Raw genomic sequence first — 13,082 nt, 5'->3', positions numbered from 1 at the left:
CTCCTCTCTTACGCTTCTTGCTCTGCTGTTTCGTCTTCAATACCTAATTCTTTTTTAATCCAGTCGTAACCTTCAGCTTCTAGACGTTGTGCAAGCTCAGGTCCACCAGATTTAACGATACGACCGTTCATCATAACGTGAACGAAGTCTGGAGTGATGTAGTTTAATAAACGTTGGTAATGCGTAATCATTAGGCAACCGAACTCTTCGCCGCGCATTTGGTTAATACCTTTAGATACAACTTTTAACGCATCGATATCAAGACCAGAATCGATTTCGTCTAAGATTGCAATTTTTGGCTCAATCATCATTAATTGAAGAATCTCATTACGTTTTTTCTCACCGCCAGAGAAACCTTCATTTAAGTAACGTTGTGCCATTTCTGGATCCATTTCTAGGAATTCCATGTTTTTATCTAACGTACGGATAAATTTCATAAGAGAAATTTCATCGCCTTCTTCACGACGTGCGTTAATCGCAGAACGTAAGAAGTCAGCGTTTGTAACTCCGCTAATTTCACTTGGATATTGCATTGCTAAGAATAGACCTGCTTGTGCGCGCTCGTCTACTTCCATTTCTAATACATCTTCACCGTCAATGATGATGCTACCTTCTGTTACTTCATACTTTGGGTGACCCATAATTGCAGAAGATAAAGTTGATTTACCTGTTCCGTTAGGTCCCATAATTGCGTGGATTTCTCCACCTTTTACTTCAAGGTTTACACCTTTTAAAATTTCTTTGCCGTCAATTGATACGTGTAAGTCTTTAACCGTTAATGTAGAACCAGCCATCTCAATACCTCCATTAATCCTATATATACATTTTAAAAATTCCTAAAACGTTCATATTCTCATTTTATTCTCATTCTAATTTTATATCAAATAAAATGATATCGCAAACGACGAAAAAAAGTAACAATTTTTTCACAAATGTATATAAGTATTTCCTTTGCATCCTTATATGATACACCTTTCTTCTTATATATATAAAGAAAAAAGGACTGATAAATTCCCAGTCCTTTCCTTACGTTTATTCACTTACCGGAAGTACAGCACCTTTATATTCTCTAGTAATAAAATCCTGAATTTCTTTTGAATGCAATACTTCTACCAGTTCTTTAATTTCTTTTTTCTTCTCGTCACCTTTACGAACTGCAATAATATTTGCATACGGAGAGTCTGATCCTTCAATCGTAATTGCATCCTTTGTTGGATTTAATTTCTCATCAATTGCATAGTTTGAATTAATAAATAAAGCATCTCCCTCATTATTTTCATACAGCTTCGGTGACAGTCCAGGTTCAACATCTGTTTTAAACTTTAAGTTTTTCGGATTTTCTACAACATCTTTTACTGTCGCCTTAACAACATCTACTCCATCTTTAAGCTTAATAACGCCACCTTTTTGTAATAGTGCTAACATACGGCCGCGCTCAGCCACGTTATTACTCATAATAACTGTTCCGCCCTCTGGCAGGTCTTTTAAGCTTTTATATTTCTTAGAATAAATGCCCATTGGTTCTAAATGAATTTTTCCTGCGTTTACAATTTTATATCCTTTTTCTTGAATTTCTTTATCTAAATATGGAATGTGTTGGAAGTAATTCGCATCAATTTCTTTATCCGCTAACGCTTTATTCGGTAACACATAGTCCTGGAACTTTTTAATCTCTAATTTAATACCCTTTTTCTCTAATATTGGCTGTGCTTTCTCCAAAATGACAGCGTGCGGCACGTTAGAAGCTCCAACGACAAGCTTATTTTCCTCTTTTCCCCCGCAAGCAGCTAATGTAAATACAGATAGCGCTGTAACAACTGACAGTATAATCTTTTTCATCTGATATCCCCTTCTCCCCTATAGGTATGTAGTTAGAAAAAAAGAGCCGGCATACACCAGCCCTTCTTCAAACAATTATTCTTTTACAGGAACAACTGCCCCTTTATACTCTTTAGTAATAAAGTCTTCAATTTCTTTAGAGTGCAACACTTCTACAAGAGCTTTAATTTCTTTCTTATCTTTATCCCCTTTACGAACTGCTACGATGTTAGCATACGGAGAATCACTACCTTCAATTGCAATCGCATCTTTTTCTGGGTTTAATTTCGCATCAATTGCATAGTTAGAGTTAATTAGAACAGCGTCGCCTTCTTTATTGTTATACACTTGTGGTAATAAACCAGGCTCGATATCCGTTTTGAATTTTAGATTTTTCGGATTATCCGCAATATCTTTCGGAGTCGCTTTAACTGGATCTACTCCATCTTTAATTTTTAAAATACCTTCTTTTTGTAAAATTGCTAAACCACGTCCATGATCAGCAACAGAATTACTCATAATAATTGTCGCCCCATCAGGAAGTTCTTTTAAGCTCTTATATTTTTGAGAATATACACCAATTGGTTCTAGATGAATTTTCCCTGCTACTTCAAAGTCATACTTTTTATCTTTTATTTCTTTCTCTAAATACGGAATGTGTTGGAAGTAGTTTGCATCTAAATCCTTATCCGCCAACGATTTATTCGGCAACACATAGTCTTGGAATTTTTTAATTTCTAGCTCAATCCCTTTTTTCTCAAGTAACGGTTTTGCTTTTTCTAAAATAACAGCGTGCGGTACGTTAGAAGCCCCAACAACTAGTTTCTTTTCATCTTTATCTTTCCCGCCACAAGCAGCTAACCCAAAAATTGAAGTTGAAATAAGTGCTGTAAGTAATAATTTTTTCATTTGAAATACCCTCCTGTTTTCATTATCTTTTATCTATTCGAGTCGTTACACTATCACCAATCCACTGAATGAAAAATACAACTAGCAACACACAAATTGTCGCAACGATTGTTACATCGTTATTTCCACGCTGGAATCCTTCTAAGTAAGCGAGTGTTCCAAGACCACCAGCACCAACAACTCCCGCCATTGCTGTATAGCCTACTAAAGCAATTGTCGTTACCGTAATACCAGATACTAACGCTGGTAATGATTCTGGAATTAACACTTTTAAAATGATTGTGCTTGTTTTTGCCCCCATTGCTTTTGAAGCTTCGATTACACCTTTATCAATTTCACGAAGTGCGATTTCAACCATTCTTGCGTAAAATGGTGCCGCTCCAATAATTAAAGCTGGCAATGCTGCACTAGCCCCGAGAATTGTTCCAAGGATAATCTTTGTGAATGGAATTAATAAAATAATTAAAATGATGAACGGTATAGAACGGAATATGTTTACGAAGGCTCCAATCCCTGTATTAACCGCTTTGTTTTCCCATAAATTATCTTTCGATGTCATAAAGAGTAACAATCCTAAAATGAGTCCTAAAACAAATGTGGCAAGCGCTGCGATTGCCGTCATATATAACGTTTCACCAGTTGCTTCTAACATTTGGTTCCAATCAACATTTACGAGTAACTTATCCATGTGCAATCACCTCCAGCTCTACTTGATCTTGATGTATTCCCTCTATCGCTTGCTGGATTGCTGTTTCCTCACCATTTAAATGAACAACTAAACTTCCGTAAGAACCGTTATTCGTTTGTGCGATATTTCCTTGCAAAATGCTAACTTCTATATCACTGCGTTGCATTAATCTTTGAAGTACTGGTCTTTCTACAGCCTCACCGATAAACTGCAAGCGAATTACTTTGCCATCTGGATATTTTTCAATTAAACTTTCAATTGTTTCGTTTGTATCTTCAGAATCTGTTAACTGCTGTACAAAGCGTTTCGTAATGTCTTGCTGTGGATTACGGAATACGTCAAGTACTGGACCTGTTTCTACGATTTTCCCTTTCTCCATTACCGCAACACGATTACAAATCTTTCGAATTACGTGCATCTCATGTGTAATCAATACAATTGTTAAACCGAGACGCTTATTAATATCAAGTAGTAAATCTAAAATTTGATCTGTCGTTTCCGGATCAAGTGCTGACGTTGCTTCATCACATAAAAGCACTTGTGGGTTGTTAGCTAACGCTCTAGCAATCCCAACACGCTGCTTTTGTCCACCACTTAACTGGGATGGATACGCGTCTCCTCTTCCTTCTAATCCAACGAGATGAATTAACTCATCAACACGTTTTCTTCTCTTCTCCTTATCAACACCTGCAATCTCAAGTGGAAATGCGATATTTTCGCGTACAGTTCGTGACCAAAGTAAGTTGAAGTGCTGAAAAATCATTCCAATTTCTTGCCTTGCCTTACGAAGTTCACTTCCTGTAATTGCTGAAATGACACGATTTGCAATTGTAATTTGGCCAGAAGTTGGTTTCTCTAACTGATTAAACAGCCTTATTAAAGAACTTTTCCCAGCACCACTATATCCGATAACACCAAATATTTCGCCTTTTTCTATTTTTAAATTGGCGTTATCTACAGCAGTGACATCACCGCTTTTTGCCTTATATATTTTCTTTACATTTTCTAATAAGATCATGATGTTCACCCCTTTTTTAAGTAAAAAGCGCAAGCGGCTCGTTTAGAACAAGAGGACGCCCGAATCCCTGACGTAGAGGCGCTTTTTGCCTCATAGGAAGGGATGAAACGACCGACTGTTCTAGCCGCTGGAGCTGGATTTCATAAAACTTTGGATAGACTCCGCAATTTTTTTATTTTTCATGCGTGTAATCTATCGCCATAGCTCCTCTTATTGTTTGAATGTCCTCCACATTCAAACAACAAAAAAACCTTTCCGCTTTAGAGAAGCAGAAAGGTTTATATGCGTATATAACAACATTATCCCTCTCTCTCATCTCTCAAAGCATTCGCTTTGCAGGAATTGGCACCATTTCAACATAAGTTGACGGTTGCCGGGCTTCACAGGGCACAGTCCCTCCACCTCTCTTGATAAGAGAAATCAGATTTAATTTTCGTCTGATTTGTAATTTATGAAATTGTCTATATTTTATGAATTGAATTGTATCAATATCCACACGTCATGTCAACAAGAATTTTCACAAAACAAGAAACTTCAGAATTTTAAGCACCTACTGACATCGGTTTACATATATGAAACATCGATTCAACTAATAGCATCGTTCGATATGTTCCCGAATATTGCACACGTCCATCGTTCATTAACATTTGCAATCTTACATTTCCGTTCACTAATTGTTTTACATCCTCTTCATCTAAGCACACAATTTGTTCCGTTCCTCTTGCCTCTTGTGACAATTCTATATAATCTCTTGAAATTTGTAATGAACAACTTTCATCTCCAAAGCGGAAATTAACAGTTTTTTCTCCTTGTCTTAAAAGCGGTTCTAAATGATATTGACCGTTAGCGTAATTTACAAATGATTGAAGCAAAGAATATAATTTCACCCTAAATCACATCCTTCATATCACTTTCTATTACATACCATTTCCCTCTCACTAAAGAGCAATCCTGTTACTTTCGCTCGACAAATACTGTATCCATCCCGCATGTCGACATATTTCCCAAGAAATATGTCGAGGCGGCAAAAACTTTGCCGCCTACTTTAATTCCGTATATAAATATTCAACCGAATGAAATGCATATATCTTCTTCATTAGTGTCCCATTTTCAAAAACAAGTAAACAAGGCACACTTTCGATTCCATACTCTTTCGCTAAATGCGGAGCATAATTTAAATCTAACATTCCAATTTTCAACTCTTCAATCGTCATCTCGACAACCGTTAACATCTTCTTTGCTAATTGGCATGTTCCACACATTGGTGTATATACATATAGCACTGTTTTTTCTTCATTCTCTATTAGGGCTGTAGCTTCGGCTCCTGTCCAGTCAATCACTTCTATCATTCCTTACCGTAAATATTCTGTATAAACGTCAATGTCAGCTCCCCATAATACATTTGCTAAATGTGAAGAAGGTGCAGTCGCCACTTCTCGGTACGAGCGATCAATATAAATATGCTCTGCTTGCGGAAATTCTTTTCGAAACTGTTTCCTTAACTTTTCTCCAGCATCATCAGCATCCACTAGCACATATACGTCCTTATCAAAAAACTGATCAATGAGCTCATCCATTTTCGACAAACCAATTGTACCATTTGTACAAACAATTTCCACCGGTTCACGAATAATAGATTCAATCTTTCTTCTGTCTGATTTACCTTCTACAATAATGACTTTTTCTACATAAATCATATGTCATCACCCGATCACCATATACTATACAACCTTTAACTTAGTATATAGTATATTCGTTATTTTCATGTTGTTTCCTGTTTATTTTTGCAAAAGAAAAGCGGAAGCGGCTTGTTCAGAACAAGAGGGCAATTGGAACTCCTGAACTAGAGGCGCCTTTTGCCTCAAGTGAAGGGGTGAAATGACCGACTGTTCTAGCCGCTGGAGCTAGACAATGAAAAGCGGAAGCGGCTCGTTTAGATTGTAAAAAGCATGGAACTCCACTAAATAGATTTCCCATTAATGTACTCTCACATGATAATTGATTCATATATATGTGCTTTTCAACTCATTATGTAGCACAAAATAAAAAGGACAGCACAAAGGCTGTCCTTCAGTTGACTAAAATTAGTCTTGGTTTGTCATTTCTGCATATTTTTCTGCAGTTAATAACTTCTCAACTTGGCTTGCATCAGAAAGTTCAACTTTAACCATCCATGCACCCTCGTATGGAGATTCGTTTACAAGTTCTGGTTGGTCACTTAATTCTTCGTTTACTGCTACAACTTTACCGCTTACAGGTGCGTATAATTCAGAAACTGTTTTAACAGATTCTACGCTTCCGAATGGCTCGTCAGCTTCGATTGTTGCACCTACTTCAGGAAGTTCAACGAATACGATATCGCCTAGCTCACCTTGTGCAAAGTGAGTAATACCGATTACAACTTCATTACCTTCAGTTTTTACCCATTCGTGTTCTTCAGAGTAACGTAAATTATTTGGAATGCTCATGACTGTACCTCCAGTGAATGTATTAATTATGTAAAAATACCTTATTGGTACTTTTTCCACACACTTTCAAACTGCTCTTCGTTAAAACCAAGTGTTACATTCGTTCCATCTGTTACAATTGGACGTTTAATCAACATGCCATCAGATGCTAAAAGCTCATACATTTCGTCCTCGCTTGCATCTTTCAACTTATCTTTTAGACCAAGTTCGCGGTAACGCATTCCACTTGTATTAAAGAATTTTTTTAATGGTAATTCACTTTTTACATGTAAATTACGTAAATCTTCTTTTGACGGTGGATTTTCAACAATATGAATCATCTCATATGCTACATCGTTTGCCTCAAACCATTTCTTTGCCTTTTGACATGTGCCACACTTTGGATATGAATAAAATGTTACTGTCATAAATTCACCTACTTTTTTACTAACCTTTACCTTTATCATATAGAAAACGTTTTATTATTTCAAACGATTATTCGCTAAACTTTTACTTATTTCGTGATAATTTTTAATAATCCTGCAATTTTTCTTATTTTTCCGCCATTTGTTAGAAAAAAATAAATATATATTTTTTGTAGATTCTTCTCTCATCCCTCACCGAACATATATCTTAAACAAACGTCTGATTAACTTCCTATTTTTCTTTGTTAGCTCTTGAGCTGCATCGATTTCTTCCTACCGAACATACATCTTAAACAAACGTTTGATTCATTCCCCTTTTTCTTTGTTAGCCCTTGAGCTGCATCGGTTTCTTCCTACCGAACATACATCTTAAACAAACGTTTATTTAACCATTTCAGCCTATGGTCACAAAACCTGAAAATACTTTAAATGACAAAGGCGTACAGATAAAAGGAACTAACGATTTTGACTGTAGTAGTGAGCCCATAAAAAAGTTATTAAACCTATCCTCAATAACGCCAAAGTAACTGCTCCTGAGAATATGAAATTTAAATTACTGACTGAAATATAAAGGTAAACGTATCCTTTATTAAAGCAGAAATGTATAGTCCTCTACTTTTTCTTAGTTTATTCAAAATCTTTGCGGAACCGCCACTATCTCATTTACATAATTATCGTTAGTTGAAGTTAATTATATTTTTCTACGTACTAAATAAAAAGCTAAGCACCCCATAATGATAGGTGCAACTAAACTAGAAGCATATGCACTTGTAATAGTAAAAAGAGAGAGTATACATATATAGATAAGAGCGAGTCCTATAAATACAGGAATTCCAAATCGAAACTTCCTACATTGTTTTATGTTTCTGTATAATACTTCTCCAATTAGGCAAGCTACAAGATCTAATATACTACCAAATATAATGAGAATTATAATGAATCCAAATATGTTAGGTAAATCATTCTCGTAAGAATAACTAGGATTAGAAATATACGGTATTAAGAACCATATAATAATAAAAGCAAGCAAACTTGCAGCATAACTAATTAAAAATTTCCCCAACGTAATCCTCCTCATAAATTTCTAATATTATCTTCATTGTATGACATAATTTCCTATTATTGATAGCAAAACTACCATCCACGAAATTGCTAATTGAATGAAATAAAAAAGACGCATTTAAATTGATGCGTCTTTTGGAGATGTTTCTTTTGTAAAATCATATAAAGCAATTGCGCCTAAAATAACCAATATACTTTCAGGGGCATCTAACAAAATAGTTCTCCAAGTTTCTGATATTACCCATTTAATACCTGCCGCTGATTCAAGATATGCTTGAAAATAACTGATTGTAAAATCAATTACAAATAAACATACAAGTAATGTTAGACCAAATCGAATTAATTTCTTGTTTTTAAACATGTAACACCTCTCAAAATTCATTGGATATTTCTGATTTCAATTCGTTATATACAAAAATCCCTATATTTGATTTTAACATACAAAAAATCCAAATAAATACAATATGCACATTTGCATATTCCATGAATATTGAGGAATTACTGTTAATAAAAAAAACCTACTAGTGTAGGACAAAATAGCCTTAGCAATCCCAACAAGTAATCGCATAAATAACGGAATCATTTGAACCACTATATAACCGATTCCTGGATGCGCTTTATTAAAACTTTATAATTAAATCTGCAATAGCTGATATAAAATTATAAATCGGTATCATTATAGCAGGGAATGCATCTCGCATACGTTGTAATGCTTTCGTAAGCTTCTCGATCATATTGTTATATGTGCTTCTGCTTAAAAAATAAGAAGCCTCGTTTACAGGCTCCTTATTCATCGACTCAAATAATCTGCAATTGTTTGAAATACGACGATATACATATTATGAATGCTTTCTTCAGTATTTCCACCATTTGATAAACCAACTGCCCATTGTTGTCCTTCACCACTTCCGATATTTGCAAAGCCTTGCGTATACATAGCATTTACATCTTTTCGTGCACTGTTATACTCTATCCCTTTCGTAATAAACGTTGAATATGATTTATCTTGCAAACCGATAAAAAACACTGGTTTCTTTAGCGATGAAAATATACTTTTATACTGCTCTGTTGAGGCTTCTTGAAAGTGATCTTTCATTATTAGAAAACCATCCACTTCCTTAGATTTCTTTTCCAGTTCCTCTAACTTCATTTCCTCAAACTTTATATTTCTAAACGTATCTTTCGGTTTTTCTCCAACAACTCCAATTACGAGTGCTCTCCCGTTATATTCTAATTTCTCTCCTTCTTTATCCTTTGCACACCCCGCACTCACTAGGCATATCAATATAAAAAATAAGAAATACGATAAACGCTTCATATAGCACTCTCCCCTTCTTTTAAGTCAAGTGACAAAAACGTAAGGTTAATTCAAGAAAATGTAAGTAAAATCGATAGCCCAATTTACGTTTCTATATTATAATCAATTGAATTTACCTACATTACTAAACATAGGAGATTATCATGAAGAAATTTAAACTTTCATCTTTTCTTCCGTTAAGTTATATACTTCTACTCGTACTCGTAAGTCCCCTTTACGACGTATTAAATAAATCAACTGTTCACGCAGTAGATGTCACAACTGTAGTAGATGATTGGATTCCATTTGTAAAAGCATTTATTATTCCTTATTTACTTTGGTTTCCTTACTTATACGGCGCACTTATTTATTACTGCTTTGCTGATCGAAAGCAATATTACGTTACTTTAAGTAGTGTAATTCTTGGCAAACTTGCTTGTTTTTCTATTTATTATTTTTGGCAGACAACTGTACCACGTCCAACCGTCGTTGGAACAGACGTATTTTCTGAACTAGTTCGCTATATTTATAGTATCGATCAACCGGTAAACTGTTTCCCTAGCATTCACGTTCTTACTACATTTGTAATTATGTTAGCTGCCTTTAAGCGTAGAGAGCAACATGCTTTTGAATATTACATCCTTACTTTCTTCGGTACACTTATCATTTTATCAACACTATTTACGAAGCAACATGCATTTGTAGATGCTGTTTCTGGAATGACGCTCGCGAGTATATTATACTTCGGCGTTCAGCTCTTATTAGCAAAAGAAACAGTACGCATTCCAGTAAAACAAAATCATAAGATGTAACATAACAAAAAAGCAGACTGTGGCTTCTTCAGTCTGCTTTTATCTATTATTAAGGAGATTTTCAAATTAAGATTGCGGTACAGTCATATCACCAGAATGAATACGACCTGCTTTTTTAAGAGCAATGTAAAGTATATAAGAAACAGCTACTGGAATGATGATATAAGTGATTGCCATAGCTGGAAGAACTCCCCATCCTTGACTGGAAATTAAATTAATTGGTGCGATAAGAGAACTTAATCCAAGACCAGCGATTTCTTTCCCTGCTTCTAGTTGGAAAATTAATGCCGATACTGGGCCGACTATCGCACTAGCGACGACAGTCGGGACGAGAATCATTGGATTTTTAGTAATGTTTGGCAACTGTACTTTCGGAGTACAAAGCGCCTGAGCTAATATGCCACCTAAATTATTTTCTTTCGCTGAGATTACAGAGAATCCGATAAACTGAGCAACGCATCCTGCTAGAGCTGCACCACCTGCAACGCCATCTAAGCTAAGTGCGATCGCTAATGCAGCTGATGAAGCTGGAGAGATAAGTAATAGCCCCCAAACTACTGCAATGACGATAGAAGCGATAAACGGACTACCAGCTGAGCTATCTTTGATAAATGCTCCAACTGTATTTAAAACAGGAGTAATATTATGAGATAACCAAATACCAACTAAACCAGAACCTAATATGGCCGCAAATGGAACGAGCATCATATCTAACGCAGTTTTTCCACTTAAACGTTTACCAATATATACAGCTAAAGTTGCTGTTAATAATGCACCGATTGGCTCACCTGTTTTAATGATTAGACCCGCTTCAGTAATTGAAATGGATCCGGCACCAATCGCTCCGGCTACCATCGCTGAAAAGATAACAAGACCGTTTGCACCGAGCATAAAAGCAATTCCGGCACCAATGGCTGGTGCCATAAGTGATTTTGCAACAACTCCGATTGTAATAAGCAATGGAATATCAACAATTCTTCCTATATTTTCGATTAGTAAACCAATTCCAAGGGATACGAAAATACCTTGTGCGATTCCAGCTGATGCTTTAAATACACGAGACATTATATATTCCTTCATTTGTTTCACCTTCTCCTATAAGTTAGTAACCAATTGTTTTCATATAATCACGTAAAATATCGTTTGATTTTGCGAATCGAGATTCTTCATCCTCTGTTAAATTTAGTTCTACAACTTCTTTCATACCATCTCTAGTAATAATAGCTGGCACCCCTGTACAAATATCATACTCACCGTACTCCCCATCTAAAATAGCTGATACAGCAATTACACGGTGATCATCATTAAAGATTGAGCTCGCAATATACGCTAGAGAATTTCCGATTCCGTAATAAGTAGTACCTTTTCGTTTATAAATTTCCCATCCTGCTTTTGCAGTCTTCTCAACAATTTCATCTAAATCTATTTCACCAAATCGTTCTTTTTGCTCCTCTAAAATTTGTAGAATCGGCTTTCCACCAACAGTTACGTGAGACCAAGCAACCATTTGAGAATCACCATGTTCTCCTAATGAATACCCATGAATACTACGAGGATCTACATGTAACATTTCAGATAGAATTGTTCTTAAGCGAGAAGAATCTAGTGATGTACCAGTACCGATCACACGATTTCTAGGTAATCCAGATAATTTCCACACTTCATATGTAATAATATCAACTGGGTTCGATGCAAGTAAGAAAATACCGTCAAATCCACTTTCCATTACGCCGCCAACAACACTTTCCATAATTTTCGCACTCGCTCCTAAAGTATCTAAGCGACTTTGTCCAGGTTTTGGTGCTGGTCCCGCTGTAATAATAACGATGTCCATATCTTTGCAGTCTTCATAGCTTCCTGCATATACTTTTGTTCTTGTATTTGTAAAGTTAATGCAATGTGATAAATCCATCGCTTCCCCAACTGCACGTTCATGATTTATATCAATTAATAATAGTTCTTCGCAAATGCCTTGATTTACAATGGAATATGCACAACTTGATCCAACTAATCCAGTACCGATAATTGCAATTTTTCTTGTATTTCTTTTCATAGCAATCTCTCCTAATTGATCATATAATCTATTTCTTTTGTTCTTTACACTCTTAATTATAGAGATTCCCACGATAGAAACCATGGATACTTTGTGAAATATTGAGCAAAGTTTTTGTCCTTTTTGTGAATTGTTATATTTAATTTTCGTCATATTTGTTACAACTGAAAAAATATTTATTATGTATTTATTGACATATATAAAGTGAAACTTCAATCAACCTTTATCCATTGGGCTTTTACGGGACAAAACAAAAAAACGAGCGACTTCATTCGCTCGTTTTTTCATCCCATTATTCCGCACTTAATTGGCCTTTTAATTGCTGCACAATCATTGGATTCGCAGGTGCTGCCGGTTTGTAATAACTCTTTTGCTTTGCGTACTCATACATATTACGTTGGCGCATTTCATCTTGATTACGAATTTGAATTAATGTTTGGTGTAACTGTTCATTATCAGACTGAGCAATATAATTTGCATAACTTGTTAAACTTGCATTTAATCCTGCTAAATAATCATTTACCATATCTTTTTCATTCATCTGTCGCTTCCT

General features: G+C 35.5%; 18 protein-coding genes and 1 riboswitch. Of the genes, 1 reads left to right on the top strand and 17 read right to left on the bottom strand.

The genetic code is table 11. From position 1 onward, the window contains the following. Window positions 1-8 precede the first annotated feature (8 nt). The 14 genes from sufC to ACS2MN_RS20950 all read right to left on the bottom strand — a co-directional run bounded on the left by sufC (window position 9) and on the right by ACS2MN_RS20950 (window position 9,685). Window positions 9-794: a Fe-S cluster assembly ATPase SufC gene (sufC, locus tag ACS2MN_RS21015; protein ID WP_000929162.1), complete on the bottom strand. Its 786-nt coding sequence runs from the start codon at window positions 792-794 to the stop codon at window positions 9-11. A 238-nt stretch (window positions 795-1,032) separates the two neighbouring features. Further along, window positions 1,033-1,839 (bottom strand): methionine ABC transporter substrate-binding lipoprotein MetQ, encoded by an 807-nt coding sequence (metQ, locus tag ACS2MN_RS21010; protein ID WP_346994805.1) that lies wholly within the window; start codon window positions 1,837-1,839, stop codon window positions 1,033-1,035. A gap of 75 nt (window positions 1,840-1,914) precedes the next feature. Beyond that, window positions 1,915-2,727, bottom strand: coding sequence for a methionine ABC transporter substrate-binding lipoprotein MetQ (gene metQ, locus ACS2MN_RS21005; RefSeq protein WP_000735100.1), 813 nt, complete (start codon window positions 2,725-2,727; stop codon window positions 1,915-1,917). Window positions 2,728-2,749: 22 nt separating this feature from the next. Beyond that, window positions 2,750-3,415, bottom strand: coding sequence for a methionine ABC transporter permease (locus ACS2MN_RS21000; RefSeq protein WP_000359560.1), 666 nt, complete (start codon window positions 3,413-3,415; stop codon window positions 2,750-2,752). Beyond that, on the bottom strand, window positions 3,408-4,433 hold the full coding sequence (locus tag ACS2MN_RS20995; RefSeq protein ID WP_000601772.1) for a methionine ABC transporter ATP-binding protein: 1,026 nt from the start codon (window positions 4,431-4,433) through the stop codon (window positions 3,408-3,410). Before ACS2MN_RS20995 ends, ACS2MN_RS21000 begins: the two co-directional genes overlap by 8 nt. A gap of 309 nt (window positions 4,434-4,742) precedes the next feature. Further along, window positions 4,743-4,850, bottom strand: a riboswitch (SAM riboswitch). A 125-nt stretch (window positions 4,851-4,975) separates the two neighbouring features. Continuing rightward, window positions 4,976-5,320: a hypothetical protein gene (locus ACS2MN_RS20990; protein WP_098708976.1), complete on the bottom strand. Its 345-nt coding sequence runs from the start codon at window positions 5,318-5,320 to the stop codon at window positions 4,976-4,978. A 153-nt stretch (window positions 5,321-5,473) separates the two neighbouring features. Continuing rightward, window positions 5,474-5,782, bottom strand: coding sequence for a thioredoxin family protein (locus ACS2MN_RS20985; protein ID WP_002039867.1), 309 nt, complete (start codon window positions 5,780-5,782; stop codon window positions 5,474-5,476). A 3-nt stretch (window positions 5,783-5,785) separates the two neighbouring features. Beyond that, window positions 5,786-6,130, bottom strand: coding sequence for a toprim domain-containing protein (locus ACS2MN_RS20980; RefSeq protein ID WP_000640865.1), 345 nt, complete (start codon window positions 6,128-6,130; stop codon window positions 5,786-5,788). 115 nt (window positions 6,131-6,245) lie between these two features. Then, entirely contained in the window at window positions 6,246-6,440 is a 195-nt protein-coding gene (locus ACS2MN_RS20975; protein WP_180232146.1) for a hypothetical protein, read from the bottom strand. 77 nt (window positions 6,441-6,517) lie between these two features. After that, window positions 6,518-6,901: a glycine cleavage system protein GcvH gene (gene gcvH, locus ACS2MN_RS20970; protein WP_000026896.1), complete on the bottom strand. Its 384-nt coding sequence runs from the start codon at window positions 6,899-6,901 to the stop codon at window positions 6,518-6,520. Between the two features lie 41 nt (window positions 6,902-6,942). Continuing rightward, window positions 6,943-7,308, bottom strand: coding sequence for an arsenate reductase family protein (locus ACS2MN_RS20965; RefSeq protein WP_000218972.1), 366 nt, complete (start codon window positions 7,306-7,308; stop codon window positions 6,943-6,945). A 688-nt stretch (window positions 7,309-7,996) separates the two neighbouring features. Further along, the gene (locus tag ACS2MN_RS20960; protein ID WP_000514474.1) at window positions 7,997-8,368 is read right to left on the bottom strand and encodes a hypothetical protein; all 372 of its coding nucleotides are present in this window, start codon (window positions 8,366-8,368) and stop codon (window positions 7,997-7,999) included. A 117-nt stretch (window positions 8,369-8,485) separates the two neighbouring features. Then, the gene (locus ACS2MN_RS20955) at window positions 8,486-8,728 is read right to left on the bottom strand and encodes a DUF3937 family protein (RefSeq protein WP_000475828.1); all 243 of its coding nucleotides are present in this window, start codon (window positions 8,726-8,728) and stop codon (window positions 8,486-8,488) included. A 429-nt stretch (window positions 8,729-9,157) separates the two neighbouring features. Continuing rightward, entirely contained in the window at window positions 9,158-9,685 is a 528-nt protein-coding gene (locus tag ACS2MN_RS20950; RefSeq protein ID WP_000826881.1) for a hypothetical protein, read from the bottom strand. 143 nt (window positions 9,686-9,828) lie between these two features. Here ACS2MN_RS20950 and ACS2MN_RS20945 point away from each other — a divergent pair, with 143 nt between their 5' ends. Next, window positions 9,829-10,476: a phosphatase PAP2 family protein gene (locus ACS2MN_RS20945; protein ID WP_000713778.1), complete on the top strand. Its 648-nt coding sequence runs from the start codon at window positions 9,829-9,831 to the stop codon at window positions 10,474-10,476. Window positions 10,477-10,542: 66 nt separating this feature from the next. Here the strand turns inward: ACS2MN_RS20945 and ACS2MN_RS20940 are convergent, their stop codons facing one another. The 3 genes from ACS2MN_RS20940 to ACS2MN_RS20930 all read right to left on the bottom strand — a co-directional run bounded on the left by ACS2MN_RS20940 (window position 10,543) and on the right by ACS2MN_RS20930 (window position 13,070). Then, window positions 10,543-11,556 carry a PTS transporter subunit IIC gene (locus ACS2MN_RS20940; protein WP_000666180.1) on the bottom strand — a complete coding sequence of 338 codons (1,014 nt, stop codon included), beginning with the start codon at window positions 11,554-11,556 and terminating at the stop codon, window positions 10,543-10,545. Between the two features lie 22 nt (window positions 11,557-11,578). Next, the gene (locus ACS2MN_RS20935; RefSeq protein ID WP_000828231.1) at window positions 11,579-12,529 is read right to left on the bottom strand and encodes an L-lactate dehydrogenase; all 951 of its coding nucleotides are present in this window, start codon (window positions 12,527-12,529) and stop codon (window positions 11,579-11,581) included. 292 nt (window positions 12,530-12,821) lie between these two features. Beyond that, complete coding sequence (locus ACS2MN_RS20930) at window positions 12,822-13,070, bottom strand: spore coat protein (protein ID WP_001002985.1); 249 nt, start codon at window positions 13,068-13,070, stop codon at window positions 12,822-12,824. Window positions 13,071-13,082 lie beyond the last annotated feature (12 nt).

It is taken from the genome of Bacillus cereus group sp. BceL062 (assembly GCF_051780025.1).
Lineage (GTDB): Bacteria > Bacillota > Bacilli > Bacillales > Bacillaceae_G > Bacillus_A > Bacillus_A toyonensis.
Note: the sequence above shows the minus strand (reverse complement) of the source record. Positions and strands in the feature narration are given on the sequence as shown.

Coding starts and splice junctions, on each gene's coding strand:
- sufC (WP_000929162.1), bottom strand. CDS start 794: ATGGCTGGTTCTACATTAACGGTTAAAGACTTACACGTATCAATTGAC.
- metQ (WP_346994805.1), bottom strand. CDS start 1,839: ATGAAAAAGATTATACTGTCAGTTGTTACAGCGCTATCTGTATTTACA.
- metQ (WP_000735100.1), bottom strand. CDS start 2,727: ATGAAAAAATTATTACTTACAGCACTTATTTCAACTTCAATTTTTGGG.
- ACS2MN_RS21000 (WP_000359560.1), bottom strand. CDS start 3,415: ATGGATAAGTTACTCGTAAATGTTGATTGGAACCAAATGTTAGAAGCA.
- ACS2MN_RS20995 (WP_000601772.1), bottom strand. CDS start 4,433: ATGATCTTATTAGAAAATGTAAAGAAAATATATAAGGCAAAAAGCGGT.
- ACS2MN_RS20985 (WP_002039867.1), bottom strand. CDS start 5,782: ATGATAGAAGTGATTGACTGGACAGGAGCCGAAGCTACAGCCCTAATA.
- ACS2MN_RS20980 (WP_000640865.1), bottom strand. CDS start 6,130: ATGATTTATGTAGAAAAAGTCATTATTGTAGAAGGTAAATCAGACAGA.
- ACS2MN_RS20975 (WP_180232146.1), bottom strand. CDS start 6,440: ATGAATCAATTATCATGTGAGAGTACATTAATGGGAAATCTATTTAGT.
- gcvH (WP_000026896.1), bottom strand. CDS start 6,901: ATGAGCATTCCAAATAATTTACGTTACTCTGAAGAACACGAATGGGTA.
- ACS2MN_RS20965 (WP_000218972.1), bottom strand. CDS start 7,308: ATGACAGTAACATTTTATTCATATCCAAAGTGTGGCACATGTCAAAAG.
- ACS2MN_RS20955 (WP_000475828.1), bottom strand. CDS start 8,728: ATGTTTAAAAACAAGAAATTAATTCGATTTGGTCTAACATTACTTGTA.
- ACS2MN_RS20950 (WP_000826881.1), bottom strand. CDS start 9,685: ATGAAGCGTTTATCGTATTTCTTATTTTTTATATTGATATGCCTAGTG.
- ACS2MN_RS20945 (WP_000713778.1), top strand. CDS start 9,829: ATGAAGAAATTTAAACTTTCATCTTTTCTTCCGTTAAGTTATATACTT.
- ACS2MN_RS20940 (WP_000666180.1), bottom strand. CDS start 11,556: ATGAAGGAATATATAATGTCTCGTGTATTTAAAGCATCAGCTGGAATC.
- ACS2MN_RS20935 (WP_000828231.1), bottom strand. CDS start 12,529: ATGAAAAGAAATACAAGAAAAATTGCAATTATCGGTACTGGATTAGTT.
- ACS2MN_RS20930 (WP_001002985.1), bottom strand. CDS start 13,070: ATGAATGAAAAAGATATGGTAAATGATTATTTAGCAGGATTAAATGCA.